Raw genomic sequence first — 25,050 nt, 5'->3', positions numbered from 1 at the left:
CCGCCCGCACCATCTCGTCAAGGCGGGAGCCGGCGTCCTGGATCACCCGCACGTGCGCGGCGTTGATCCGCGCATCTGTGAACGCCCGCGTCGTCTCGGGGAATCGGGCCACGAGATCCGCGGCCCGCGCCATCCGGGCCTGCACGACCCGGTCCGACATCCGCAGCACCCCGGCCAGCTCCGCCGCAACGCTGCGCGCCGCGATCTCCACCGCCTCACCCCGCACGGCACCACCGGGGTCCCTGGCGGCGATCTCCTCGGCCACGCGCTGCGCGGCGGCGAGCTGCGCGTCCCGCAACGCCTGGAACCGGATGATCGCCCCCTCAGCCGCCGCCACACCCTCCCGCAGCATGCGCAGCACCGTGACCGGATCCACCGGGTCCACCCCAGGATCCACCACCGCACCCGCCGAGTTCGTCATGACCCCAGTCAACACCGGACCACCGACATTCCCACCCCGGAAAGCGTCCCCTCAACAGGCAAAACATCACAAACAGATCACATCTCGATCGACGCCCCCTCCGGTGGCCGCATCACCGTCGCCGCTAGGATTCCTGCGTGGCAAATCGCAAGACCAACAAGACCGCATCCGCGTCCGCGCGCCCGGCAGCGCGCGCCCGTTCCGGCAACCCCGCGAAGCGTCCGGTCGAGCAGTTGCCGCCGGTCACCCTGGGCGACTGGATCGGCGCGGCCCGCCCGCGCACGCTGCCGCTCGCGATCGCCCCGGTGCTCGTCGGCACGGGCGCCGCGCGGCTGGGGGATCCGCAGTTCCACTGGGTCATCGCGCTCGCCTGCCTCGCGGTCGCCGTGTGCCTGCAGATCGGCGTGAACTTCACGAACGACTACAGCGACGGCGTGCGCGGCACCGATGCGCACCGGGTCGGCCCCGCCCGGCTCACCGCCTCGGGGCGCGTCTCGGCGAAGAGCGTGCTGTACACCGGTCTGGCGTTCTTCGCGCTCGCCGCGATCGCGGGCCTCGGCATCACCATCCGCACCCAGCAGTGGTGGCTGCTCGCCGTCGGCGCGGTGTGCATCGTCGCCGCCTGGTTCTACACCGGAGGCAAGCGGCCCTACGGCTACAACGCGCTCGGCGAGGTCTTCGTGTTCGTGTTCTTCGGGCTGGTCGCCACCCTCGGCACGACCTGGGTGCAGTCGCTGAAACTGCCGCAGGAGGCGTGGATCGGGGCCATCGCGGTCGGCCTGTTCGCCTGCGCGGTGCTGCTGGCCAACAACCTCCGCGACATCGACCAGGACCGGCAGGTCGGCAAGCGCACGCTGACCGTGGTGATCGGCAAGCGGGCCACGCAGGTCCTCTACACGGTGTTCGTGATCCTGCCGTTCCTGGCGCTCGTGCTGCTCGCCCTGTTCTACCCGGTCGCCTGGATCGGGCTGCTCGCACTGCTCGCATTCCTGCCGGCGCTCGTGATCGTGTGGGCGTACCGGGAGCCCAAGGAGCTCGTGATCGCGCTGGCGCTCACCTCGCTCGGCACGCTCGCGTACGCCGGTGCGCTGTTCTGGGCGCTCATCTCGCCTGTGGTGTGAACTCCCGCCCGCGGTGTGAGCCGGGAACCCGGCGGCGGGTCGCCGTGCATGCCCCGCCCACCGGGTGCATAGAGTCTTTTCGTAAGATTCCGAGCATGCCTCTGAGTCCGTCGCGCCCGTCCGCGCCCACTGACACTCTCGGAGACCGGCGGGTCACGCGCTCATCCCGGCGCTCCCGCGTCGTCCGGACGACGGCCGCCCTGCTCGGCGTCGCTCTCGCCGGCGGCCTCGCCGCCTGCTCGAACGACCCCGTCGCCGACCAGTACCGCAACGGGGACAACAAGGGCTACATCGGCTCCGACGGCATGCGCGTCGAGGAGATCAAGCCCGCCGACCGCAGCAAGCCCGTGTCCTTCGGGGGCACGCTCGAGAGCGGCAAGAAGTTCAGCAGCACCGAGATTGCCGGCGACGTCGCGGTCGTGAACTTCTGGTACGCCGCGTGCGGCCCCTGCCGCGTCGAGGCGGAGGACCTCCAGTCGGTCTGGAAGAAGTTCGACGGCAAGGGCGTCTCGTTCGTGGGTGTGAACACCTACGACCAGGCCGGCACCGCGACGGCGTTCAACGACAAGTACGGCGTCACCTACCCGAGCATCATCGACGTGAACACCGGCGATGCGAAGCTCGCCTTCGCGGAGGTCACCTCGATCCAGGCGACCCCCACCACGCTCGTCCTCGACAAGCAGGGGCGGGTCGCCGCGCGCGTGATCGGCCCGATCGGCTCCGCCTCGATCCTCGAGACGCTCGTCCAGGACGCGCTGGACGAGAAGTGATGAGCGCGAGCGCACCTCGCACGGACGCCGCCACGGCGATCCGCGCCCCGCGGAGGGCGAGCGCGTGAACATCGACGCGATCGTCGGATCCGGCGCCCTCTGGGCCGCCCTTCCGGTCGCCATGCTCGCGGGGCTGCTGTCCTTCCTCTCGCCGTGCGTGCTGCCGCTCGTGCCCGGGTATCTCGGTTTCGTCGGCGGGGCGGTGGGGGGATCCGCACCCCAGCAGGACGGAACCACGAAGGCCCCCACGCGCCGCCAGATGGTGCTCGGGGTGCTGCTGTTCATCCTCGGCTTCACACTGGTCTTCATCCTCATGGCGGTCGTCGGCGGCACGGCGGGCGTGTTCCTGCTGCGCTGGGGCGACCTGATCACCCGCATCCTCGGTGCGGTCATCATCGTCATGGGCCTCGTCTTCATCGGTGTCTTCGGCTTCGCCCAGCGCACCGTGCGGATGAACGTGTCGGGTCGTGCCGGCCTCATCGGCGCCCCGCTCCTCGGCGTCGCCCTGGGCATCGGCTGGAGCCCGTGCCTGAGCCCGACGCTCTCGGCGATCGTTGCGCTGTCGGTCAACGTGGGCGACGTGAGCCGCGCGGTGTGGCTCGGCATCGCCTACTCCCTGGGCCTCGGCATCCCGTTCCTGCTCGTCGCGCTCGGCTTCGGGTGGGCGACGCGCTCGCTCTCGTTCCTGCGCCGCCACGTGCGTGTCGTCAACATCGTCGGAGGTGCACTGCTCATCGTGCTGGGTCTGCTCATGGTGACCGGCGTCTGGAAGGCGATCATGTCGAGCATCGGGGCGGTGGTCGGCAGTGTCGAACTCCCGCTCTGACTCTGGCCCTGACGCCGAGGCGGCTGTAGGCCCGGAGGCGTCCGCGACCGTGAAGGATCCCATGCGCGAAGGCTCGAAGAAGCGCGAAGGCTCGACGAAGCAGGCCGGCGCCGATCGCTCGACCGATCCGCTTCGCCCGAGCGACCACATCGACGGCGACGGGGACTCGCGGGGCGATGGCATCGACTCTCCGAGGCTCAACGTTGTCGGCTGGCTGCGCTGGGGCTGGCGACAGCTCACCAGCATGCGCACCGCGCTCGTGCTGCTGCTGATCCTCGCGATCGCGGCGATCCCCGGGTCGATCTTCCCGCAGCGGATGGCGGATCCGAACGGCGTCACGCAGTGGAAGGCCGACCACCCGGACCTGTTCCCGATCCTGGACGGCATGCAGCTGTTCGACGTGTACCTGTCGGCGTGGTTCTCGGCCATCTACCTGCTGCTCTTCCTGTCGCTCGTCGGCTGCGTGATCCCGCGCATCAAGCACCACCTCAAGGCGCTGCGCTCGCGTCCGCCGCGCACGCCCGTGCGGCTCGGACGACTCGACGACCACCGCGAGGCCACCCGCACCGTCACCGGATCCGACCCCCGCGCGGCGGCGGAGCAGAGCATCGTGATCGCGGAGAAGCAGCTGCGCGCCCTGCGTTATCGCGTGCAGCGCTATGACGACAAGCGCGGCTTCTCGGTGTCGGCCGAGCGCGGCTACGCCCGCGAGACCGGAAACCTGCTGTTCCACCTCGCCCTGCTCGGGGTGCTCGTGTCGGTGGGCGTGGGCGGCAGCTTCGCCTACACCGGGCAGCGCGTGGTCGTGCAGGGCACGAGTTTCGTGAACACCCTCCTCGACTACTCGTCGATGAACCGCGGTCGCTTCGTCTCCGACGACGCGCTCGCGCCCTACCGGATGACGCTGGACTCCTTCGACGTCACCTATCAGCCCTTCGAACCGGGCAAGTCGTCGTCGGGCCAGGCCGGCGACTTCGCCGCGAACGTGACGGTCTCGGAGCAGGGGCAGAAGGAGCGCGAGGACGCGGTGCGGGTGAACCACCCGCTCGGCATCGCCGGCGACCGCGTCTACCTGCTTGGCAACGGCTATGCGCCGACCATCACGGTCAAGAACGCCAAGGGCGATGTCGTCTTCCACGATTCGGTGCCGTTCCTGCCGCAGAACAACAGCACGATGATGTCGATCGGGATCGTCAAGGTCGCCGACGGCCTGCCCGAGCAGCTCGGGCTGCAGGGCTTCTTCTACCCGACCTCGGCGAAGCTCGCCACCGGCGCGCTCACCTCGGTCTACCCGGACCTCATCAACCCCACGCTCACGCTGAACGTGTTCGCCGGAGATCTCGGCATCGACGACGGCACCCCTCGTTCGGTGTACGTGCTCGACACTGGATCCATGACGCAGCTCACCGGCGGCAAGACCGGGACCAAGTCGATCGAGCTCGCCCCGGGCGAGACCACCGCGCTGCCGAACGGCATGGGCACCATCACGTTCGACAACGAGACTCCGAAGGGCGCGAAGGACTACTCCCAGTCCGTCAAGCGCTACGTCTCGCTGCAGATCCACCACGACCCCTCCGAGCAGTGGGTGCTGGTCTTCGCCGTGGTGGCCCTGCTCGGTCTCGTACTTGCGCTGTTCGTGCCGCGCCGGCGCATGTGGGTCAAGGCGACGATCGTCGACGGCGCCGTGCATCTCGAGTACGCCGGTCTCGCGCGCGGAGAGGATCCGACCCTCGCCGCCGCCGTGGAGGACCTGCGCGACGGCCATGCGCGCCTGCTCGACGCCGACGGCGGGACCGCGGCGGTCGCGGAGCCGGGCGCCTCCGACGAATCAGGGCCCGATGACAGCGGACGCCTCGACCCGCTCAGCGACCGATAGCGAAAGTAGGCTGACAGCATGAACTTCGACTCCCTGTCGATCCTGATGATCTGGACCGCGGTCGCGATCTACGCCGCGGCCTTCATCGCCTACGCGTTCGACCTCGCCAAGCGCTCGCAGGTCGCCGCCGATGCCAAGGCCGTCGTGCCGGAGCGCGAGCTCGTCGGTGCGACCGTGGGCGCATCGGCCTCGTCCGCCGGCCGCGCGGCGGGCTCCGGCGCCGCGGGGACGACGGCGTCGGCCCCGCAGCGCTTCGTCATGGCGCGGATCGGCACGGCGCTGACCACGCTCGGCTTCCTGTTCCACCTGGCGGGCACGGTGCTGCGCGGCGTCGCCGCCGGCCGGGTGCCGTGGTCGAACATGTACGAGTTCTCGATGACGGGAACGCTGCTGATCATCGCGGTCTACGTCGGCGTGAACATCTGGTTCGACCTGAAGTACCTCGGCACCTTCATCGTGGGCCTCGTCGTGGTGCTGCTCGGCGGCGCCGCCACCGGCTTCTACGTCGAGGTCGTACCTCTCGCCGACCCGCTCAAGAGCGTGTGGCTGGTGATCCACGTGTTCGTGGCATCGCTCGGCACCGCGTTCTTCGCGCTCGCCTTCGCGCTCAGCGTGTTCCAGCTCATGCAGGCGCGCCGCGAGGCGAAGGTGCTCGCGGAGGCCCCCAAGGCCGGTCCGCGCTTCCTCGCCACGCTGCCGTCCTCGGAGCGCCTGGAGGGCCTCGCCTACCGGTTCGCGACCGTGGGCTTCATCTTCTGGACGTTCACCCTCATCGCCGGATCCATCTGGGCCAACGACGCGTGGGGCCGCTACTGGGGCTTCGACACGAAGGAGACCTGGACGTTCATCATCTGGGTGCTCTACGCCGGCTACATCCACGCCCGCGCGACGCGCGGCTGGCGCGGATCCCGCTCGGCCTGGCTGTCGATCGTCGGCTTCGCGGCCGTGCTGTTCAACTTCACGATCGTCAACCTGTTCTTCAAGGGCCTGCACGTCTACTCGGGCCTGAACTGAGCGGCTCGATCCGCGGGAGCCGACGATGACCGCCCGGCGGGCCTGGCTTCGGCCCGGTGCGCTGGCGGTGATCGCCCTGGCGCTCGTCGCCGTGGGCGTCGTGGTCAGCGGCCTCCTGCCGCTCGCCGACGCCGGGGCGCTGGCGGGGCGGACGGCCCCCGTGCTGGGCTTCGTGATCGCGATCACGATCGTCGCCGAGCTCGCGCGGGACGCCGCCGTGTTCGACGTGATCGCGCAGCATCTGGCCCGCTGGGGCCGCGGCAGGGTGATCGCGCTCTGGGGAGCGGTGGTCCTCCTCGCCGTGGTCAGCACGATCTTCCTCTCCCTCGATACGACCGCGGTGATCGTCACGCCGGTCGTCGTGCTCCTCGCACAGGGGGTGGGCGTCTCGCCGCTGCCCTTCGCGCTCGCCACGGTCTGGCTCGCCAACACCGCCTCCCTGCTCCTGCCGGTGTCGAACCTGACCAACCTGCTCGCGGCTCCCACGATCGGCTCGGATCCGCTCGCCTTCCTCGCGCTGAGCTGGGCCCCCGCGCTCGCGGGCGTGCTCGTGCCCGTCGTGATCCTCACGCTCGCGCACCGGCGGACCCTGTTCGGCCGGTACGCGTCTCCGGTGCAGGCCGAACCCTCGGACCGCGTGCTGTTCCTCGTCTCCGCCGTCGTGCTCGTGGCGCTGCTGCCGCTGCTCGCGCTCGTGCGGGACGTGTGGATCCCGGCCTCGGTCGCCGCGCTGATCCTGATCCTGCTGTTCGCCGTCCGGAGGCGCCGCGCGCTCCGCCTCTCCCTGGTGCCCTGGCAGGCGCTCGGGCTCGCCGCGGCGCTCTTCGTGATCGTCGAGGCCGCCCATGTGCGCGGGCTCGCGGCGCTCCTCTCGCCGCTCGCCGCGAGCGGTCACGACGTGCTCGAGCTGCTGCGCGTGGCGGGCATCGGAGCGCTCGCGGCGAACGGCATCGACAACCTCCCCGCGTACCTCGTGCTCGAGCCGATCGCCTCGCACGACCCCGTCGCGCTCATGGCGCTGCTCATCGGAGTCAACCTCGGACCGCTGGTGACCCCCTGGGCCTCGCTCGCGATCCTGCTGTGGCACCACCGCGTGTCCGCGCTCGGGGTGTCCATCCCCTGGGGGCGGTTCGCCCTCTGGGGCCTCGGCGCCGCGACGGCCACGGTGGGAGCGGCCGCGCTCGCGCTCGCGGCCGTTTCCTGAATCGCGGATCCGGGCTATCGTCTCGGCATGTGCCGGAACATTCGCTGCCTTCACAACTTCGAGCCGCCGACGAACGATGACGAGGTGCGGGAAGCCGCGCTCCAGTTCGTCCGCAAGGTGAGCGGATCCACGCACCCGTCGCGCGCGAACACCCCCGCCTTCGAGCAGGCGATCGACGAGATCGCGCAGGCGACCCGGCGGATGCTGGATCAGCTCGTCACGAACGCCCCGCCGAAGAGCCGTGAGGCCGAGGCCATCAAGGGGCGGCAGCGTCATGAGAAGCGGATGGAGCGCGAGGTCAGGATCCGCACCGCGACGCCCTGATCCGGAAGGGCAGGCGCGGCCCCGGGTGAGCGGGGGCCGCGCCTGCCGCTTCCAGACTCAGATCGCCGGGGCCAGCACCGCTCGGACCGAGGTCGTGCGGCGGGCCGTCACGGCCAGCGTCGTGGCGATCAGGGCGAGCACGGCCCAGACGGCGAGCGCGGCGATCGCGGATCCGACGCCCTCCTCGCCCAGCAGCGCGGTCGCCGCGGGGGAGGTGGGCAGGAATCCGGCGATCGTGGCGAGCCACCCGGGCAGCGTCGAGATGACCCCCGCGCCGAGCGCGGCCACGCCCACGACCGCGGAGATCCAGCGGCCGACCCCGCCGAGCACGGCGACCAGCGCCTGGTTCACCGCGGCGAAGGCGATGCCGGCGAGCACGGCGACGCCGGCGAAGCCCCACCAGCGCGAGGGGTCGTATTTGGCGACGATCTCGACCACGAGCGCGACCAGCAGGCCCTGTACGGCGCCGATCGCGGCGGCCGGGGCGAACGCGCGCAGGGCGAGCGAGGCCGAGGCGCGGCGCGAGGTGAGGGCCCGCGCGGTGAACGCCCGCATGACGAGGAACGAGGCCAGGCTGCCGAACCAGAGCACGACCGCCGCGAGCAGCGGGATCGCCGTGGGACCGAACATGCCGCCCGAGGTGTCGGCGTTCACCGGATCGGCGACGACCGAGGCCAGCGACGACGCCTCGGTGTCGGTGCGCTTCGGCAGCGAATCCGCCGCCTGGTGCAGGCCCGAGGCGAGACTCGACGTGCCGGTCGCGAGGGATCCGATGCCGGTGCCCAGCTGCGTCGCGCCGTCGGCGAGCTGGGTCGCTCCCGACTGGAGCCCGGTGGCGCCGGTCGCGAGGTTTCCTGCGCCGGTGGCGCTCTGCGACGTGCCGTCGGCCAGCTGGCCGAGACCCGCGGAGAGCTGGTTGACGCCGTCGGCCGCGGTGCGGAACTGGCCGGCGATGGTGGCGGTGGCGGCGGTGTTGAACTGAGACAGCGCACCGACCGAGGCCTCCGCGTATCCGCTGGCCGTCCCGGCGCTGGTGGCCGCTGTTTCCGCCTGATCGAACGCGGTCTTGATCTGAGCACACACGTTCGAGGGAATGGTGTTGTTCGGAGGCGCGCACTGGGCGAGGAGCCCTCCCAAAGAGGTTGCCACGGTGAGTGTTTCGTCTGCGGCCTGCTTTGCGTTGCTCGCGGTCGTCGCCGCGACGCCATTGAGTTCCGCGGGCACGAGCCCCTGCGCCTGCAGCGCGTCCGCCCCCTGCGCGAGTCCCGCCCCGGCCTGGTTCGCCCCGGTCTGGGCAGACGTGATGCCGTTCGCGATCGTGCCGAGGCCGTTCGAGAGCTGCGAGGCGCCGTCGGCGAGCTGGCCCGCACCGTCGGCGAGCTTGGTCGCGCCGTCCGGGAGCGCGGCGGCTCCGGTCGCGGCGGAGGCGGCTCCCGCGGCGAGCTTGTCGGCGCCGTCGGCCGCCTCGCCGATCTTGTCGCCGAGGGTGCCGAAGCCGAGGAGCACGTTCTGCAGCGTGCTCTTGGAGATCTCGTCGCCCATGGTCGACGCGGCGGTCGCGGCGATCTGGTTCGCGATGAGGCCGTCCGCGGCGCGGGCCTGCGGAGCAGTTGTCACCGAGATCGTCGCCTTCTCGGCGGACTTGGCGGGATCCTGCACCGCGCTGCCGCCCGAGACCGCGGCGGCGGAGAAGTCCTTCGGGATCCGCACGACGGCCTGGTACGTGCCGTCCTTGAGGCCGGCCGCGGCATCCTTCTCGTTCGAGATCACCCAGGTGAGGTTCTCGTCCTTCGTGCCCGTGCCGTCGACGAGGCCGGCCGAGAGCTGGCGCCCGAGCGGGGCGAGCTGGCCGTTCACCGTGACGGGCTCGTCGTCGTTCACGATCGCGGCGGTCATGGTGTCGAGGCGCTGCGTGGGATCCTGCAGCGCCGCGACGAGCACGCCGCCGAGGACGGCGGGCAGCAGCAGCACCCCGATGAGGGTGAGGGCGGTGATCGGCTTGTGCGAACGGGCGCGTTCGATCAGCGCGGACAGGCGGTTGGTCATGCGGTCACCTCGTCGAGGTCGGTGGTGGGCGCGTCGGCGGCCGTGAGCGGTGCGGGTGCGGGTGCGGGTGCGGTCGGCGGGTGGTCGAGGTCCCGCGTCTGCGGATCCGCCCACCCGGCGTCGGTCAGCAGCTGCGCGGCGGCGGAGGCGTCCGCCGCCGTGGCGAGCACGGCGAGCGCGCCCCGGCGGGCCGCATCGCGCAGCATCGCGACGGCCTGCTCGCTCTGGGCGAGGGTGAGACGATCGGCGCCGTCGATCACGACGAGCGTGGTGCGCCCGCGCAGGGCTTCGCGCAATTCGCGGAGCGGATCCGTCCCGCCGTCCACGATCACGCAGCCGACGTGCGCACGCACCCAGGCACCGCGCCCCGGCAGCAGATGCCCCGCCACGCGCAGGCGGCCCTCGGAGGGCACGCGCGCCGTGAGGGCGAGCGCGACGGCGCGGCGCACGGCCCCGTCGCCTCCGGTGAGCACGAGGGCGGATCCGGTCGGCACCCGCAGGTCGAGTCCGTCGGTCACGCCCGGCACGGCCAGGCCGTCGGCGGCGATCACGGAGTCGTCGCCGGGCCAGGAGGCCAGGTGCCGCTCGCGCTCCACGGCCTCGCCCTCGATGTCGACGCTCGGCAGGATCCTCTCGAGCCAGGCGGGGATCTCCCAGGCGCGCTCGCCGAGGATCGCCATGAGTGCGGGGATCAGGGTCATCCGCACGAGGAATGCATCGATCGCGATGCCCGCGGCGAGGCCCAGCGCGATCGGCTTGAGCGAGGAGTCGCCCTCGGGCACGAAGGCCACGAACACGGCGAACATGATGAGCCCCGCGGCCGTGACGACCTTCGCGGATCCGGTGAAGCCTCCGCGGACGGCGCGCAGCGCGGCGGCCCGGCGCTCGGCCCGGTCGGCGCTGCGGGATCCCGCGTCATGCACGTAGTCCTCGCGCATCCGCGAGACGAGGAACACCTGGTAGTCCATGGCCAGGCCGAACAGCACGCCCATCAGGATGATCGGCATGAAGCTGATGATCGGCCCGACCCGTGCGACGTGCAGGGCGTCGGCGAACCAGCCCCATTCGAAGACCGCGGAGACCACGCCGAAGGCGGCCACGATCGAGAGCAGGTAGCCGAGCGCCGCCGTGACGGGCACCCAGAGGGAGCGGAACACGATCGTCAGCAGCACGAGCGAGAGACCGATCACGAAGATCCCGAACGGCAGCAGCGCGGCGCCGAGCTGGTCGGAGATGTCGATCGCGACGGCCGTGAACCCGGTCACCTTCACGTCGATCCCGAACTCCTCGAGCCATTCGTCGTGATGGGAGCGCAGCTCGCGCACCAGGTCGGCGGTGGCGGGGGCGTCCGGAGCGGTCGTGGGGATCACCTGGACGATGCCGGTGTCGGCGGTCTGGTTCGGGGTGGCTAGGGCGATCTCGGCGACGCCGGGAAGCGTGCCGACCGCATCGCCCAGATCCTTCATGAGACCGACCGGATCCGTCGACGTCACGATCGTGCCGGTGAGGATGAGCGGGCCGTTGAAACCGGGGCCGAAGTGCTCGGCGGTGAGATCGTAGTTCTCCCGCGCCTCGGACCCCTGCGGCTGTACGCCCGAGTTCGGCAGGGCGAGCGCGAGGTTCGCGGCCGGGACGGCCACGACGCCGAGGCCGAGGACGATCGCGACCGCGACGAGGACCGGGTGGCGGGTGACGCCGCCCACCCAGCGCTCCGAGAACGGCCGGCGCGGGGCGGCCGCGGTCTTGCCCTTACTGGCGCGGCGGGGCCGCGCGGGGCGGCCGGCCACGCGGCCCTTGAGGAAGCCGAGGATGGCCGGCGTCAGCGTCACGGCGATCAGCACGGCGATCATGACGGCGACGGCCGCCGCGATGCCCATCGTGGTGAGGAACGGAATACCGGCGAAGCCGAGGCCGATGAGCGCGATCAGGACCGTGATGCCGGCGAAGACCACCGCGGATCCGGCCGTGCCGGTCGCGCGGGAGGCCGACTCCTCCGGATCCACCCCTGCGCGCACCTGATCCTGATGTCGCGCGACGATGAACAGTGCGTAGTCGATGCCGACCGCGAGTCCGAGCATGAGCGCGAGCAGGGGAGTGGTCGAGGAGACCGAGGCGAAGGCGGTCGCCGCGAAGATCGCGGCCATCGAGACGCCCACGCCCAGCACGGCCGTGAGCAGCGGCATGCCCGCTACCACGAACGAGCGGAAGGTCACGATCAGCACGAGCAGCGCGATGATGAGGCCGATGCCCTCGGTGATCGAGATCGCCGGGATCGACATCGAGAAGAGATCTCCGCCGATCACGGCGCGCGAGCCCTGCGGCAGATCCTTCTGGAGGTCGCTCACCGCCGTGCGGAGGGTGTCCTTGGTGGCGGCCGAGACGTCAGAGGCCTGGCCGTCGAACTGCAGCCGCACGATCGCCGCAGAGCGGTCGTCGGAGACCATGCCCGTCACGTGCTCGTCGTACGGACTCGTGGCCGCGAGGACCCCGTCGACCTTCCCGAGGTCGGTCACGGTCCGTTCGATCGGCGTCTTGTAGTCCGAGTCGGTGACGCTGTCGCCGTCCGCGGCCACGACGATGAACTGCGCGCTCGTGCCGCTCACCTGGGGGAAGGTGCGCTCGAGCTGCTCCAGACCTGCCTGCGATTCCGTGCCGGGGATCGTGAACGTGTTGTCCGTGCCCTTGCCGAGGACGAGCGCTGCGCCGCCGGCGATGCCGAGCACCAGCAGCCAGGCCACGAGCACGCGCCATGGGTGCCGGAACGACCAGCGGCCGAGCGAGGAGAGGAGAGTCGACACGGGTTTCCTCCGGAGGGAGTGCGGGCGGGTTCGATACACTGGTGTATTCGATACGTCTCTGTATCGTAAGACGACGGCGCCGGGATAGTCTGTGCGCGGGATGTGAATCGCGGGCCCGGGGCCCGCAGGAGGTGCGGATGACCGGCAGTGCGACCAGGAGCCGGGAGAACACGCGCGCGCGGCTGCTCGAGGCGGCGGCGCTGGTGTTCGCCGAGGAGGGGCTCGACGGCGCGACCGTCGAGGCCGTGTGCGAGCGCGCCGGCTTCACGCGCGGCGCGTTCTATTCGAACTTCGAGTCGAAGGACGAGCTGTTCCTCGAACTCGCCGGCGCGGTGTCCGCCGAGCGCCTGACGGCCGTGCGGGAGCGGGTGACCGAGCTGAACGAGGCCGGTGCGCTCGCCCAGGACTGCGATGCGACGACGCTCGTGCAGCAGGTGATGGACACCGGCAAGGACGACCGACTCGGCGTCATGCTGCTCAGCGAGATCCGCCTCCGCGCCCTGCGCGATCACGCCTGGGGCAAGGCCTATCTCAAGCAGGAGCAGGAGATGGTCGCCGGCATCGCCCGGATCATCGATGACATCGCCGCGACCGGCACGATCTCGCTGCGGGTCGACTCCGAGGTCGCGGCCCGCATGCTGCTGATCATCTGGGAGGGCACGACCGTGCGCGGCGCGATGGCAGGCAAGGACGACGCTCAGCTCCGCCGCACCGGCAGCGTCGAGCTCGGCCGGCTGGTGTCCCTGCTGCTCGGGTGAGCGCCGGGCGCGGCCGGCCTCGGCTCAGCGCTCTTCGGCGGCGAGCAGGCCGTGGCAGCGGGCGAGGCGGTCCAGCCACCACGCCCGGCGCTCGGCCGTCGCCTCCAGGCGTGCGAGGGCGGCAGGGTCCGGCGTGACCCGGGCGGCGGACACGACCCCGCCCCGCGGGCGGGCATCGGCCACGTCGTCGGCGAACAGCGACGCGGTGCCGAGGCCGCAGTCGTGGTCGAGCACCGGCAGGGCCGCGGCCAGGGCGGCGCCGAGCGACAGGCCGACCGCGGTGTCCAGCGCGCTCGAGACGACCACCGGCAGGCCGGCCTCGGCGACGATCCGCAGCGCGCGCTCGATGCCGCCCAGCGGCTGAGCCTTGATGACGAGCAGGTCCGCGGCTCCGGCCCGGGCGACGGCGAGCGGATCCGTCGCCTTGCGCACGCTCTCATCCGCGGCGATCGGGATGTCGAGGTAGCGGATCCGCTCGCGCAGCTCGACGAGCTCGTCGACGGTCGCGCAGGGCTGCTCCGCGTACTCCAGGTCGAAGGGGGCGAGGGCGTGGATCGCGCGCTCGGCCTCGTCGACGTTCCAGCCGGCGTTCGCATCGATCCGGATCCGGCCCTCCGGTCCCATCTCCGCACGCACGGCGCGCACCCGGGCGACGTCCTCGGCGAGGCTCTGCCCGGCCTCGGCGACCTTGACCTTCGCCGTGCGGCAGCCGTCGAAGCGCGCGAGCACGACCGGCACCCGTTCCGCCGGCACGGCCGGAATCGTGGCGTTCACCCGGATCGTGTCGCGGACAGCGGCGGGGCGGGGATGCCAGGCATCCGCGATCGCGGCGGACAGCCAGGTCGCCGCCTCGGCGTCACCGTACTCGGTGAACGGTGAGAACTCGGCCCAGCCCTCCGGCCCCTCGAACAGCAGCGCCTCGCGGACGTCCACCCCGCGGAACCGCGTGTGCATCGGGAGCGCGACCACCCGCGCGGTGTCGAGGATCTCGGAGAGCGCGGGGAGGTCGGTCATGCCCCCATCATGCACCCGCGGATCCGCTCCGCCGCGCGGGCCAGGACGTGTCCTCGAGAGGTGCGCGAGCGCGCACGAGGGGTGCGACGATTTGCACACGTTGCGACGTTGCGCACTCGGATTCGTCGGATCCGTGTGCAGATCGTCGCACCGTGTGCGTATCGTCGCCTGATCCGGTCCGCCCCGGCCCTGGATCTGCCGCGTCAGCCGATCCGCTTCTGCAGCTCGGCGAGACGCCCGGAGGGGCGGAACCCGAGGGCGACGTTGACGGCCAGCATGTGCTCGTTCGACTCGGCGTTGTAGGTCACGACCTGCGGCGTGCCGGGGAGCTCCTGCTGCAGCCGGCGCAGGTTCTCCAGCTTCACCCGCATGCCCAGGCGGTGGCCGCGGTCCTCCCGTCGCACGAGCGTGCCCCACTGGTACGCGGAGCTGTCGTCCCCGGAGACCACGAGCTGCGAGTACGCCGCCACCCGACCATCCGGGGCGAGCGCGACGACGCAGAACGAGGTGCGGCCCTGTGCGGCCACGAGCTCCTCGCTCTCGCGGATCTCCGCCACATCGGGAGTCCCGGCCTCGATGTCGAGGTCGCCCATGGGCGCTTCGGTATCGAGCGAGCTGGAGAGCTCGGCCCATCCGGCGACGACGTCGTCGGGCACGGGGCCGGTCCAGCTGCGCAGCGCGTAGTCGTCGTCGGGGAGCCCCGCGATCAGGCGATCGAGCAGGTCCTCTGCTACCGGCAGGTCGAGCACGCTCTCCCGGTCGCCGAGCGCGAGCGCGTAGCCGTGCCTGCGGCCGAACTCGACGCCCGGATGCCCCGTGCCGTCGGCCGCTGCGGAAGCGGCCCAGCTCGTCTCCGCCAGGAACGTCCGCCGTGATCGCGAGATCGCGCGGGTCTCCAGCTCGGCGAGAAGAGCGGATCCGATACCCGTCCTCCGCGCTTCCGGGACGACGTACACCGCGACATCGGCGAGATGCACGTTGTCCTTGAGCGGCAATGCGAGGGCGGCCGCGCCGACGATCGTTCCGTCGCGCCGCGCGAGGAACGTGTGCTGCTCGACGGTCGCCGAATCCTGCTGAAGCTCGGCGCGCGTCTCCTCAAGCGACCACAGCACGGCGTCACCACCGCGGTCGGCGCGCAGCGCGGCCGCGTAGACGTCCCACCAGGCGTTCACCGCCGCATCGTCGAAAGGGTCCACGGGCTGGATCTCGATCGTCATGCCTCCACGCTACGGGAGCGCCACGAACAGGATCGTGTCATTGACAATAGTGTGCGACACACAATATGGTGTTGGGCATGAGTGATGAGGAGTTCGACGGACACCTGCAGGAGCTGCGGCGCGGCACGGTCGTGCTCGCGAGCCTGCGGCTGCTGCGTGAGCCCGGGTACGGCTACGGCCTGCTCGAGCAGCTGAGCGCCGCCGGATTCCCGACCGACTCCAACACGCTCTACCCGCTGCTGCGGCGCCTCGAGAAGCAGGGCTATCTCGTGAGCGAGTGGAACACCGAGGAAGCGCGACCGCGCAAGTTCTATCGCACCTCCGACGCCGGGCTCCGCCTGGCCGACACCCTCATCCGCGACGTGCAGGCCATCGCCGCCGCCGCGAAGGATCTTCCCTGACCTCCTGGAGGAGAACACTATGGACACCGACACGACTCTCGCCGAGCGCTACGTGACCGCGGTGGCGCGGTCCGTTCCGGTCGCCGACCGCGCCGAGGTCTCCGCCGAGCTGCGCGCGTCGATCGCGGACGAACTCGATGGCCGCATCGCTGCCGGCGAGGATGCGCGGGCGGCCGAGTACGCCGTGATCGCGGAACTCGGCGACCCGATCGCGTACGCGGCGTCGCTCTCCGGGAGGCCGCTCGTGCTGATCGGACCCCGCTACTACGCCGCGTGGCTCCGTCTGCTGCGCCTGCTGCTGGCGATCGTCGTACCGGTCGCCGCCGTGATCGCGGGACTGGTGCGGGCGATCGGAGGAGGTGACGTCGGCGCGGTGATCGGCGCGATGATCCCCGCGATCCTCCTGTCCGGCGTCCAGGTCGCGTTCTGGACGACCCTCGTCTTCGCTGCGCTGGAGCGTCTCGGATCCACGGGCGACACCGTGCTCGAATGGACCCCCGACAAGCTGCCGCGCACCGTGGTCCTCAGCGCGCGGATGTCGGATCTGATCGGCACGGCGGTCATGACGGTGATCCTGATCGGCTCCGTCATCTGGGACCGCACCATCGGCTGGGGTGACGACCACGTGCACGTCCTGGCACCGGGGCTCTGGCCCTGGGCCATGACGGTGTGGTTCGGACTACTCGCGATCGGGCTGGTCGTGGAGGCGCTCGTCGCCGTGCGCGGGCGGTGGAATGCGCCGCTCGCCGCCGTGAGCGTCGCGGCGAGCCTGGTCTCGATGCTCGGCGCGATCGTGCTGGTCTGGCGGGGCGCCGTGATCGCCCCCGACCTGATGGCGCAGATGCGGGCCGCGAGCACTCCGACGGCGGACATCGTGCAGATCGTGAACATCTCGATCACCGCCGTGCTGGGCGGGATCCTCATCGGCATCCTGTTCGACGCCTACCGCAAGCTCGGCCTCGCCCGCGAGGTCTGAGCGGGTCCGCGGCGGGCGGCGCCCGGAATAGGCTGGATCCGTGACCGAGAAGCCCGTCTCCGACCTGTTCGACCCCGCCGAGTGGACGCTCGCACCGGGCGCGGGGGAGTACACCGACATCACCGCGCACGTCTCGAAGGACGGACGGATCGCCCGCATCGCCTTCGACCGGCCCGAGGTGCGCAACGCCTTCCGCCCACACACGGTCGACGAGCTGTACCGTGCGCTCGATGAGGCCCGACAGGATCCGCGGATCGGCGTGGTGCTGCTCACCGGCAACGGACCGAGTCCGAAGGACGGCGGCTGGGCGTTCTGCTCCGGCGGCGACCAGCGCATCCGGGGAAGGGACGGCTACAAGTACTCCGACTCGGAGGAGACGGTCGTTGAGCGAGCGAAGCGAGACGAAACGCAGCAGCAGGCCAGGTCGGGCCGGCTGCACATCCTCGAGGTGCAGCGGCTCATCCGGTTCATGCCGAAGGTCGTCATCGCGGTCGTGCCGGGCTGGGCCGCCGGCGGCGGGCACTCGCTGCACGTGGTCTGCGACCTCACGATCGCGAGCGCCGAGCACGGCCGGTTCAAGCAGACCGATGTGGATGTCGGATCCTTCGACGCCGGATACGGATCCGCGTACATGGCCCGGCAGACCGGGCAGAAGTTCGCGCGCGAGGTGTTCTTCCTGGCCGAGGAGTACTCCGCCGAGCGCGCCATGCAGGCGGGCGCCGTGAACCGCGTCGTGCCGCACGCCGAGCTCGAGCGCGAGGCGATCGCGATGGCCCGCACGATCCTCACGAAGTCGCCCACCGCGATCCGCATGCTGAAGTTCGCCTTCAACGCCGTGGACGACGGGCTGGTCGGGCAGCAGATCTTCGCGGGCGAGGCGACCCGCCTGGCCTATGGCACGGATGAGGCCGTCGAGGGCCGCGACTCCTTCCTGGAGAAGCGCGAGCCCGACTGGTCCCCCTACCCCTGGCACTTCTGACGATGAGGCTGCGAGCCGTCGACGGGGCGGATCCGGTCGCGGTCGAGGCGGGGCTGGTGACGGCGCTCGACGGCGGCGCGCCCCTGGCCCTCGGATTCGTGCCGGGTCCCGAGGACGAGGTCGCCGAGGGCACGGCGGTCGTCGTCGCGACCTCCGGATCCACGGGTGTGCCGAAGAAGGTGGTCCTCTCCGCCGCCGCCCTCACCGCGAGCGCGGAGGCGACCGCGCGGCGGATCGGATCCGGGCGGTGGATGCTCGCGCTCTCGGCCGGCTATGTCGCGGGACTCCAGGTGCTCGTGCGGGCGCACCTCGCGGGCACGGCGCCCGTGCAGCTCCAGGGCCGGTTCACGCCGGCCTCGTTCGCGGCGGCGACGCGCGGCATGGGGGCGGGCCCGCGGTACACGTCACTCGTGCCGGCGCAGCTCGCGACACTGCTCGACGCGGCCGACGACCGGGAGGTGCGCGAGGCCCTGCTCTCCTATGACGCGGTGCTCCTCGGCGGGCAGGCGCTGCCGCCGGCGCTCCGCGCGCGGGCCGCGGACCTCGGCGCCCGCGTCGTGCGCACCTACGGATCCAGCGAGACCGCGGGCGGCTGCGTGTACGACGGGGTCCCGCTGGACGGAGTGCGCGTCGCGCCGATCGACGGCGAGCTGCGCATCGCGGGCCCGACACTGGCCGACGGCTATCTCGGCGACCCCGGGCTGACCGCGCGGACGTTCGTCGCAGACGGGGCCGGCGACCGCTGGTACCGCACGGGCGATGCCGGCGACGTGGCCGACGGCAGGGTCGCGGTGACCGGGCGCATCGACAACGTCATCGTCTCGGGGGGCGTGAACGTGTCGCTGGACCGGGTGGAGGCCGCAGTGCGCACGGTGGTGGGACTGGAGGGGGGCGTCGTGGTAGCGGTCCCGGACGAGCGCTGGGGCCAGGGGTCCGCGATCGTGGTCGCGCTGCCGGGCGGGTTCGCTTCCGCAGATGCGCTGCTCGCGGTTGCCCGTGAGCGGGTCGCCGCCGAGGTGGGTGCCGAGGCGCGCCCCTCCCGGATCGTCCCCGTCGACGCGCTGCCCCTGCTGTCCTCGGGCAAGCCCGACCGCCGTGCGATCGCCGCGCTGGTCACCGCGAGATGAATCCGGCATCCGCCGCCCGGGATACATCTCCCGACGGATGACCGGGTCGGATCCGGTCGCGTACCGTGAGGGGGTGATCCGCACCATTCCGCGCTTCTGGCTCGTGTTCGACATCGTGGGCAGCGCCATCGGCCTGCTGCTCACGCTGCCTCTCACGTACGTCTTCGAGGCCGGCACGATGAGCCGCTGGATCTCGGACGGCCCGGTCTCGATCGTGCTCGTGATGCTCGTCGCGGTCATCCAGTGGGGCGCGGCCGCGATCAGTCGGCTCTCCCCGGCGCTCGCCCTGATCGTGGCGTGGTTCGGCGCGCTGCTGCAGATGGCGTGCGGCTTCTCGCCCGGTGCCTACAACCTCGCGATCCTCGCCGTCGTCTTCGCGACATCGGCCTGGGGTTCGATGCGCCTGCTGTGGATCGGGGGCGCCTCGGCCCTGGGCGGCGGACTCATCGCGGGCGGCTACATGTCGCTCATCAATGAGGAAGCGCTCATCCAGGACACCGAGACGGGCCTGCGCGTCGCGCTGGTCGCGGTGCTCCTCGGCACCGTGTCCGTGCTCACCCTGGTGATGGGCTGGGGTGCCGGTCTGCTCTGGCGGGTCGTACTGCACGGCCGCCGTACCCGTGACGCGCAGGTGCGAGCGGAGGCGGTCGCGGTCGCGGAGCAGGAGCGCGTGCGGATCGCCCGCGACATGCACGACGTGGTCGCGCACTCCCTCGCGGTGGTGATCGCGCAATCCGACGGCGCGCGCTACGCCGCGGCCGCGGATCCGGCGCAGGCGACCGCGGCGCTGACCACGATCGGGCAGACGGCGCGGGCCGCCCTCTCCGACGTACGGCTGCTGCTCGCGCAGCTGCGGCACAGCGAGGGGCAGGGCCCGCAGCCCACGCTCGCCGACCTGGAGACGCTGTACACGCAGGTGCGCGCCGCCGGGATCGAGCCGCGCGTCACGGTCGATCCGATGCCGCCGGGGGAGCCCCCGGCCGGCATCCAGCTGGCGGTCTACCGGATCCTGCAGGAGGCGCTGACCAACGCGATCCGGCACGGCGCCGGCGACGTCGACGTCTGGCTCGGCTGGCACGCCGACCACGTGCAGATCACGGTCCGCAACGGCGTGCCGCTGACGCCGCGGCAGGCGCACACGGAGCGCGGGCACGGCCTCATCGGCATGCGCGAGCGCGCGCAGCTGGTCGGGGGGTCGCTCAGCGCGGAGCACGAGGCGGGGGCCTTCGTGGTGCGCGCGGCGCTTCCGATCGGGCCGTCCGCGGGCTGACCCGCGGACCCGGTGCAGGGCCGGGGGGTGTCTGGCGCGGCACCGAGGGCGTCCCGGCCTCGCGCCCGGGATGACAGACTTTCCGGAGGCGCGGATCCGATCGCGCGGAACGAGGAGGCAGGATGATCCGTGTCGTGCTGGTCGACGACCAGGCGCTGTTCCGCGCCGGAATACGCATGCTCGTCGCGTCGCAGCCCGACCTCGAGGTCGTCGGCGAGGCGGGGGACGGGCAGGAGGCCATCGAGGTCGTGCGCGCGACGCGCCCCGACGTCGTGATGATGGACATCCGGATGCCGGTCATGGACGGGCTGACCGCCACGGCGCGCATCCTGGACGAGGCGGATCCGCCCCGCATCGTGATGCTCACGACCTTCGACCTCGACGAGGCGGCCGCGCGGGCGATCCGTCAGGGCGCGAGCGGCTTCCTCCTCAAGGACGCGGATCCGGAGTTCCTGCTCGCGGCGATCCGCACGGTGCACTCCGGATCCAGCGTGATCGCGGCCTCGGCCACCCGCGATCTTTTCGCGCACTTCGCGGCACCCGCGCAGACCCCGGTGCCGGCGAGTTACGGAGACCTCACCGAGCGCGAGAAGGAGATCTTCGCGCTCGCCGCGAGGGGCCTGTCCAACGCCGAGATCGCCGCCCGCGAGTTCCTCTCCGAGGCCACCGTGAAGACGCACATCAGCCGGATCCTCACCAAGCTCGCCCTGCGCGATCGCGTGCAGCTCGTCGTCTTCGCCTTCGAGCACGGCCTGAACTGACGCCGGCGCCTCCGAGCTCCGCCCCTCTGAGAGCCCCTTCTACTTCCGAGTCGTCCCCGTGAGCGCACCCCATGGCGTGCGCTCACGGGGACGACTCGAAGGTGGGAGGTGTTTCCGAGGGGGCGCGGGTTACTCGTCGGGGTGCAGGAGGTCCAGGAGGGCGTGGGTGGCGCGGGTGGGGGTCGCCCGCCACACCACCCCCAGGCGCGAGCGCACGTCCGGCGCGTCGATCGGGATCGCGCGGATGCCCTCCCAGCGGCGGCACGTCGCGGCGCTGACGACGCCCACCCCGAGCCCGCGCACCGCGAGCTTCTCGACCGCGGAGGGCGTGGACACCTCCCAGCGCGGTGCTCCCGCGCCGGGGCGTCCGGAGAGCAGTGCGTCGAGCGCGGCCCGGTCGCCGGTGCCCTCCGGGAGCGCGATGAGGTCCATGCCGATCAGCTCGTCCGGGCGGATCCTGCGCCGCGCCGCCCAGGGATGCGCCGGGGCGACCACCGCGACCATCGGATCGTCGAACACCACCGCGGATCCGAGACCCTCCGGCGGATGCTCGGCCCAGGCCACGAGCGCGAGGTCGATCTCGCCGCGACGGATCGCGCCGATCAGCCGCGCGGACGTGTCTTCGCGCAGCCGGAGCTCGAGCCCAGGATGCGCGGCGCTGATCTCGGCGAGGGCGTCGTAGAACCGCGGCCAGGTGAGACCGAACACGGTGCCGACGCGGAGGGATCCGAGCAGCAGCCCGCGCAGGTCCGCCGCCGTGGCGCCGATCTCCCCGATCGCCTCGAGGGCGGCGCGGATCGCGGGCATCAGACGCTCGCCCTCCTGGGTGAGGGCGACCCGGCGGGAGGAACGGTCGAACAGGGCGACGCCGAGCTCTCGCTCGAGCTTCTGCACCTGCGTGCTCACCCCGGACTGGCTGACGCGCACACGTTCGGCGGCCGCCGTGAAGGATCCCGTCTCGACGACGGCCAGGACGTAGCGCAGCTGGTGAAGTTCCATCTCTGAAACAGATGATAGCGATAGGTATCAGCTGTTGGACGGATGGATCCGGATCGTTGAGTCTGAAGGGGACGAAAGGAACCACCATGACACTCACCGAGACCTCCACCCAGACCGAGCCGACCGTCCCGATCCCCGTCCGTCTCGACATCGACACGGTGGCGCCGCGATTCTCCCGCGCGCTCGCGGGGCTCGACGCCGCGATGGTCCGCGAGCTCGACGCCGCGGGCATCGATGCCCGGTTGCGCGAGTTGGTGCGGCTGCGCGCCTCGCAGATCAACGGCTGCAGCTACTGCGTCGACCTGCACGCGGGCGATGCCGCGAAAGCCGGCGACACCGCCGCCCGCATCGCGGCCGTCGCCGTGTGGCAGGAGTCGCCCTTCTTCACCGCGCGGGAGCGGGCCGCGTTCGCGCTCACCGAGAGCATCACCCGCCTCTCCGAGACCCACGTGCCGGACGCGGACTGGGCGGCCGCCGCCACGCGCTTCTCCCCGGAGGAGCTCGGCGCGCTCGTCTCGCTCATCGTCGTGATCAACGCCTGGAACGCGGTCGGCGTCTCCACGCACGCCTGGACCGGATCGATGTAGGCGGTGAAACTGTCGCCTCAGCAGCGCTGAGACGCGTCAGGGGCAGGAGCCGGACAGCGTCGGTCGAGGAGCCGCAGCGCGTCAGTCGAGGAGCCGCAGCGCGTCGGCCGCTGGGCTGCCCCGAGCCGCGAGGTGCGTGAGCAGGCGCTGGCCGTCGCCATCGGGGAGATGCAGCGCTTCGTAGTGCAGGTCGAGATCGCCGACCTGCGGGTGGTGCAGCTTCTTCTCGCCGCTGGAGCAGAGCCTGACATCGTGCTTCGCCCAGAGCCGGGCGAAGTCCGCGCTGCGCATCGCGAGATCCCCGACGAGCTCGGCGAGCAGTCGATCGTCGGGATGCTGTGCGGCGATGTAGCGCAGTGCCGCGACCGCGAGCGCTGCTTCGTCGGCCCACTCGCGGTGGAGCTCACGCGTGTGCGCGTCGAGGAAGAGCATCTGCATCAGATTCGGCCGGGTCGCCGGGGCATCCGGAGCGGTGAAGGGGAGATGGCCGGCGAGCAGGGCATGGCCCAGCGGATTCCAGGCCAGGACGTCGTTGCGCCGGCCCAGGAGCAGCGCGGGAACGGTGGGCATCGCTGCGAGCAGCGCGAGCGCGCCGGGGTTCGGAGTCTCGGCGCGGGGGTTGCGCCGCCGCGGGGCAGGGACGGGCCGGGCGAGTTCGAAGAGATGCGCGCGCTCCGCCTCGTCGAGATTCAGGGCCCGCGCGAGCGCCTCGATGATGGAGTCGCTCGCGTTGGCCGAGTGGCCCTGCTCGAGGCGGGTGTAGTAGTTCACCGAGATACCGGCGATCTGGGCGAGTTCCTCCCGCCGGAGGCCCGGCACCCGGCGGGCGCCCCACCGGGGGATCCCCGCTTCGGAGGGCGTGACGGCGTCGCGGCGGCTTCGCAGGAAGTCGCCGAGTTCGCTCGCCGGTCGGGCGCGGTGGGGGGATCGCACCGTTCCAGTGTGGCGGACATCGCGCGGCGCAGGGTGTCCCTGCCAGTGGTACCCCGCACAGGATCTGGTTGCGCGACACGTCGCGTTCGAAGGTTGACGACATGACCACTCATCCCTCGCCTTCGCCCGCCGGCCCGGATGCGGCGGCTCCCCCCGTCAGCGTGGGCCAGCGCATCGCTCTCCTGGTGCTGCTCACCGCGAGCTTCACCCTGGCTCTGGACTTCTCGATCCTCAACGTCGCGTTGCCGCGCATCGGTGCCGAGGTGGGGTTCGCCCTGGCGGACCTGCAGTGGATCTCGACGGCCTTCGCCGTCTGCGCCGCAGGATTCACCCTCCTGTTCGGCCGGCTCGCCGATCTGTTCGGGCGCCGGCGTCAGTTCCTCGCCGGGATCGCGCTGCTCGGCGCGGCCTCGCTGCTCGGCGGCCTCGCCGGTGAGCCGTGGCTGCTCCTCGTGGCACGCGTGGCGCAGGGTATCGCGACCGCCGCGGTGACGCCGGCGGCGCTGTCGCTGCTGACCACGTCGTTTCCGGAGGGGGCGATGCGGGACAGGGCGCTGGGTATCAACGGAGCGCTGATGGCCGCGGGGTTCACGACGGGGGCGGTCCTGGGAGGCCTGCTCACCGACCTGATCAGCTGGCGGTGGGCCTTCTTCATCAACGTGATCGTCGCGGTGGCGGTGCTGGCCATCGGTCCCGTGGTGCTGAAGGAGACCGCGTCGCTGCGGCGTCCGCGGCTCGATGTGCCGGGCGCGGTGACGGTGACGGTCGCCCTCGTCGCGGGCGTGTACGGGCTGACCCAGGCCGGCCAGCACTCGTGGAGCGACGTGCGGAGCTGGGCGTCGCTGGGCGTCGCCGCCGTCATGATCCTCGCCTTCCTCGTCATCGAGCGCACCGTGGCCGAGCCGTTGGTGCCGCTGCGGGTGCTGGCGCGCCGGACGACGGGGTGGGGAAACCTCGCCGGCGTCCTGGCTTTCGCGACGCAGACGTCGGTGGTCTTCCTGCTGACCGTCTTCCTCCAGGAGGTGCGCGGCTTCACCCCCTTGCAGGCGGGCCTCACATTCGCGGTGATGGGCGTCGGCACCGTGATCGGAGGTCTGATCGCTCCCCGGATCATCGCGCTCGTCGGCGGCCGGCGCGCGATCGTGTCCGGGCTGGTGATCCAGGGGTCCGCGACGATCCCGCTCGCGTTCCTCGGCGATCTGCAGGCCTGGATGGTCGTGCTCCTCATCGCGACCTTCCTCGGCGGGGTGGCCAATCTCGTGGTCATCGTCGGCTTCATGGTCGCGGCCACCTCAGGCCTCCCCGATGCCGAGCAGGGCCTGGCCACGGGGCTCGCGACCATGAGCCAGCAGATCGGCATCACGCTGGGAACGCCGGTCATGTCGGCGATCGCGACCGCGGCCGGGGCCGGTGCCGCGGGTATCGCAGGTGCCGCGGGGGTGTTGAACGGCGTCTCGACCGCCCTCGCGATCAATGCGGCCCTCTGCATCGCGGGCGCGATCTGGATGGCGTTCGCTCTCCCGCGCGCACCGAAGAAGCCCGCCTGAGCCCCTCCTACTTCCGAGTCGTCCCTGTGAGCGCACCCCCTGGCGTGCGCTCACCCCGCCGACGCGGGCGGAGGTGATTGG

Annotated in this window: 23 protein-coding genes; 16 read left to right on the top strand and 7 right to left on the bottom strand. The window is 71.6% G+C overall.

Annotation, left to right across the window (positions count from 1 at the left end; translation table 11 throughout):
* Positions 1–421 (bottom strand): DUF222 domain-containing protein (locus ACFC1J_RS17675; RefSeq protein WP_375909097.1); only part of this gene is annotated, 421 nt, incomplete at its 3' end.
* A 137-nt stretch (positions 422–558) separates the two neighbouring features.
* Between ACFC1J_RS17675 and ACFC1J_RS17670 the strand changes: the two genes are divergently transcribed.
* From ACFC1J_RS17670 to ACFC1J_RS17640, 7 genes are all read left to right on the top strand, one after another.
* A complete protein-coding gene (locus tag ACFC1J_RS17670) occupies positions 559–1,542 on the top strand; it encodes a 1,4-dihydroxy-2-naphthoate polyprenyltransferase (RefSeq protein WP_375909095.1) in 984 nt (327 codons plus the stop codon).
* Positions 1,543–1,637: 95 nt separating this feature from the next.
* A complete protein-coding gene (locus ACFC1J_RS17665; protein WP_375909093.1) occupies positions 1,638–2,312 on the top strand; it encodes a TlpA family protein disulfide reductase in 675 nt (224 codons plus the stop codon).
* 64 nt (positions 2,313–2,376) lie between these two features.
* The gene (locus ACFC1J_RS17660; protein WP_375909090.1) at positions 2,377–3,138 is read left to right on the top strand and encodes a cytochrome c biogenesis CcdA family protein; all 762 of its coding nucleotides are present in this window, start codon (positions 2,377–2,379) and stop codon (positions 3,136–3,138) included.
* A 61-nt stretch (positions 3,139–3,199) separates the two neighbouring features.
* Positions 3,200–5,014: a cytochrome c biogenesis protein ResB gene (locus ACFC1J_RS17655; protein WP_375909087.1), complete on the top strand. Its 1,815-nt coding sequence runs from the start codon at positions 3,200–3,202 to the stop codon at positions 5,012–5,014.
* Positions 5,015–5,032: 18 nt separating this feature from the next.
* Entirely contained in the window at positions 5,033–6,028 is a 996-nt protein-coding gene (gene ccsB / locus ACFC1J_RS17650) for a c-type cytochrome biogenesis protein CcsB (protein WP_375909084.1), read from the top strand.
* 25 nt (positions 6,029–6,053) lie between these two features.
* On the top strand, positions 6,054–7,232 hold the full coding sequence (locus ACFC1J_RS17645; RefSeq protein WP_375909081.1) for an SLC13 family permease: 1,179 nt from the start codon (positions 6,054–6,056) through the stop codon (positions 7,230–7,232).
* A gap of 27 nt (positions 7,233–7,259) precedes the next feature.
* The gene (locus tag ACFC1J_RS17640) at positions 7,260–7,556 is read left to right on the top strand and encodes a DUF2277 domain-containing protein (protein WP_309341352.1); all 297 of its coding nucleotides are present in this window, start codon (positions 7,260–7,262) and stop codon (positions 7,554–7,556) included.
* A 57-nt stretch (positions 7,557–7,613) separates the two neighbouring features.
* Here ACFC1J_RS17640 and ACFC1J_RS17635 read toward each other — a convergent pair whose 3' ends face one another.
* On the bottom strand, positions 7,614–9,602 hold the full coding sequence (locus ACFC1J_RS17635) for a YhgE/Pip family protein (RefSeq protein ID WP_375909078.1): 1,989 nt from the start codon (positions 9,600–9,602) through the stop codon (positions 7,614–7,616).
* The gene (locus ACFC1J_RS17630; protein ID WP_375909075.1) at positions 9,599–12,400 is read right to left on the bottom strand and encodes an efflux RND transporter permease subunit; all 2,802 of its coding nucleotides are present in this window, start codon (positions 12,398–12,400) and stop codon (positions 9,599–9,601) included. The genes ACFC1J_RS17635 and ACFC1J_RS17630 overlap by 4 nt, the downstream gene beginning before the upstream one ends.
* 137 nt (positions 12,401–12,537) lie before the next feature.
* Here ACFC1J_RS17630 and ACFC1J_RS17625 point away from each other — a divergent pair, with 137 nt between their 5' ends.
* Complete coding sequence (locus ACFC1J_RS17625; RefSeq protein WP_375909072.1) at positions 12,538–13,158, top strand: TetR/AcrR family transcriptional regulator; 621 nt, start codon at positions 12,538–12,540, stop codon at positions 13,156–13,158.
* Positions 13,159–13,182: 24 nt separating this feature from the next.
* Here ACFC1J_RS17625 and ACFC1J_RS17620 read toward each other — a convergent pair whose 3' ends face one another.
* Both ACFC1J_RS17620 and ACFC1J_RS17615 read right to left on the bottom strand, forming a co-directional pair.
* Positions 13,183–14,172, bottom strand: coding sequence for an o-succinylbenzoate synthase (locus tag ACFC1J_RS17620; protein ID WP_375909069.1), 990 nt, complete (start codon positions 14,170–14,172; stop codon positions 13,183–13,185).
* 203 nt (positions 14,173–14,375) lie between these two features.
* Positions 14,376–15,389, bottom strand: coding sequence for a GNAT family N-acetyltransferase (locus tag ACFC1J_RS17615; RefSeq protein ID WP_375909066.1), 1,014 nt, complete (start codon positions 15,387–15,389; stop codon positions 14,376–14,378).
* Between the two features lie 77 nt (positions 15,390–15,466).
* Here ACFC1J_RS17615 and ACFC1J_RS17610 point away from each other — a divergent pair, with 77 nt between their 5' ends.
* The 6 genes from ACFC1J_RS17610 (at position 15,467) to ACFC1J_RS17585 (ending at position 20,903) form a co-directional block, all read left to right on the top strand.
* Complete coding sequence (locus ACFC1J_RS17610; RefSeq protein WP_375909063.1) at positions 15,467–15,790, top strand: PadR family transcriptional regulator; 324 nt, start codon at positions 15,467–15,469, stop codon at positions 15,788–15,790.
* 19 nt (positions 15,791–15,809) lie between these two features.
* Positions 15,810–16,766, top strand: coding sequence for a hypothetical protein (locus ACFC1J_RS17605; RefSeq protein WP_375909061.1), 957 nt, complete (start codon positions 15,810–15,812; stop codon positions 16,764–16,766).
* Between the two features lie 40 nt (positions 16,767–16,806).
* The gene (locus ACFC1J_RS17600; RefSeq protein ID WP_375909058.1) at positions 16,807–17,745 is read left to right on the top strand and encodes a 1,4-dihydroxy-2-naphthoyl-CoA synthase; all 939 of its coding nucleotides are present in this window, start codon (positions 16,807–16,809) and stop codon (positions 17,743–17,745) included.
* Between the two features lie 2 nt (positions 17,746–17,747).
* A complete protein-coding gene (locus ACFC1J_RS17595) occupies positions 17,748–18,872 on the top strand; it encodes an AMP-binding protein (protein WP_375909055.1) in 1,125 nt (374 codons plus the stop codon).
* Between the two features lie 73 nt (positions 18,873–18,945).
* Complete coding sequence (locus tag ACFC1J_RS17590; protein ID WP_375909052.1) at positions 18,946–20,142, top strand: sensor histidine kinase; 1,197 nt, start codon at positions 18,946–18,948, stop codon at positions 20,140–20,142.
* A gap of 122 nt (positions 20,143–20,264) precedes the next feature.
* Positions 20,265–20,903 (top strand): response regulator, encoded by a 639-nt coding sequence (locus ACFC1J_RS17585; RefSeq protein ID WP_375909050.1) that lies wholly within the window; start codon positions 20,265–20,267, stop codon positions 20,901–20,903.
* Between the two features lie 129 nt (positions 20,904–21,032).
* On the opposite strand, the gene ACFC1J_RS17580 is transcribed toward ACFC1J_RS17585, so the two are convergent.
* A complete protein-coding gene (locus ACFC1J_RS17580; RefSeq protein ID WP_375909047.1) occupies positions 21,033–21,902 on the bottom strand; it encodes a LysR family transcriptional regulator in 870 nt (289 codons plus the stop codon).
* An 86-nt stretch (positions 21,903–21,988) separates the two neighbouring features.
* Between ACFC1J_RS17580 and ACFC1J_RS17575 the strand changes: the two genes are divergently transcribed.
* Complete coding sequence (locus ACFC1J_RS17575) at positions 21,989–22,489, top strand: carboxymuconolactone decarboxylase family protein (protein ID WP_375909044.1); 501 nt, start codon at positions 21,989–21,991, stop codon at positions 22,487–22,489.
* 81 nt (positions 22,490–22,570) lie between these two features.
* On the opposite strand, the gene ACFC1J_RS17570 is transcribed toward ACFC1J_RS17575, so the two are convergent.
* Entirely contained in the window at positions 22,571–23,422 is an 852-nt protein-coding gene (locus ACFC1J_RS17570; protein ID WP_375909041.1) for a helix-turn-helix domain-containing protein, read from the bottom strand.
* 101 nt (positions 23,423–23,523) lie between these two features.
* On the opposite strand from ACFC1J_RS17570, the gene ACFC1J_RS17565 reads away from it, so the two are divergent.
* Positions 23,524–24,969: an MFS transporter gene (locus ACFC1J_RS17565; protein ID WP_375909038.1), complete on the top strand. Its 1,446-nt coding sequence runs from the start codon at positions 23,524–23,526 to the stop codon at positions 24,967–24,969.
* Positions 24,970–25,050 lie beyond the last annotated feature (81 nt).

It is taken from the genome of Microbacterium sp. NPDC056052, from assembly GCF_042266785.1.
Taxonomy (GTDB): Bacteria; Actinomycetota; Actinomycetes; order Actinomycetales; family Microbacteriaceae; genus Microbacterium.
The sequence above is the reverse complement of the archived record's forward strand: the minus strand, read 5'-3'. Positions and strand labels throughout refer to the sequence as shown.

What these genes read in the sequence shown, in the direction of transcription:
- ACFC1J_RS17665 (WP_375909093.1), top strand. Translation starts at nt 1,638, where the DNA reads ATGCCTCTGAGTCCGTCGCGCCCGTCCGCGCCCACTGACACTCTCGGA.
- ACFC1J_RS17655 (WP_375909087.1), top strand. Translation starts at nt 3,200, where the DNA reads ATGCGCGAAGGCTCGAAGAAGCGCGAAGGCTCGACGAAGCAGGCCGGC.
- ccsB (WP_375909084.1), top strand. Translation starts at nt 5,033, where the DNA reads ATGAACTTCGACTCCCTGTCGATCCTGATGATCTGGACCGCGGTCGCG.
- ACFC1J_RS17645 (WP_375909081.1), top strand. Translation starts at nt 6,054, where the DNA reads ATGACCGCCCGGCGGGCCTGGCTTCGGCCCGGTGCGCTGGCGGTGATC.
- ACFC1J_RS17640 (WP_309341352.1), top strand. Translation starts at nt 7,260, where the DNA reads ATGTGCCGGAACATTCGCTGCCTTCACAACTTCGAGCCGCCGACGAAC.
- ACFC1J_RS17635 (WP_375909078.1), bottom strand. Translation starts at nt 9,602, where the DNA reads ATGACCAACCGCCTGTCCGCGCTGATCGAACGCGCCCGTTCGCACAAG.
- ACFC1J_RS17625 (WP_375909072.1), top strand. Translation starts at nt 12,538, where the DNA reads ATGACCGGCAGTGCGACCAGGAGCCGGGAGAACACGCGCGCGCGGCTG.
- ACFC1J_RS17620 (WP_375909069.1), bottom strand. Translation starts at nt 14,172, where the DNA reads ATGACCGACCTCCCCGCGCTCTCCGAGATCCTCGACACCGCGCGGGTG.
- ACFC1J_RS17615 (WP_375909066.1), bottom strand. Translation starts at nt 15,389, where the DNA reads ATGACGATCGAGATCCAGCCCGTGGACCCTTTCGACGATGCGGCGGTG.
- ACFC1J_RS17610 (WP_375909063.1), top strand. Translation starts at nt 15,467, where the DNA reads ATGAGTGATGAGGAGTTCGACGGACACCTGCAGGAGCTGCGGCGCGGC.
- ACFC1J_RS17605 (WP_375909061.1), top strand. Translation starts at nt 15,810, where the DNA reads ATGGACACCGACACGACTCTCGCCGAGCGCTACGTGACCGCGGTGGCG.
- ACFC1J_RS17595 (WP_375909055.1), top strand. Translation starts at nt 17,748, where the DNA reads ATGAGGCTGCGAGCCGTCGACGGGGCGGATCCGGTCGCGGTCGAGGCG.
- ACFC1J_RS17585 (WP_375909050.1), top strand. Translation starts at nt 20,265, where the DNA reads ATGATCCGTGTCGTGCTGGTCGACGACCAGGCGCTGTTCCGCGCCGGA.
- ACFC1J_RS17580 (WP_375909047.1), bottom strand. Translation starts at nt 21,902, where the DNA reads ATGGAACTTCACCAGCTGCGCTACGTCCTGGCCGTCGTCGAGACGGGA.
- ACFC1J_RS17575 (WP_375909044.1), top strand. Translation starts at nt 21,989, where the DNA reads ATGACACTCACCGAGACCTCCACCCAGACCGAGCCGACCGTCCCGATC.
- ACFC1J_RS17565 (WP_375909038.1), top strand. Translation starts at nt 23,524, where the DNA reads ATGACCACTCATCCCTCGCCTTCGCCCGCCGGCCCGGATGCGGCGGCT.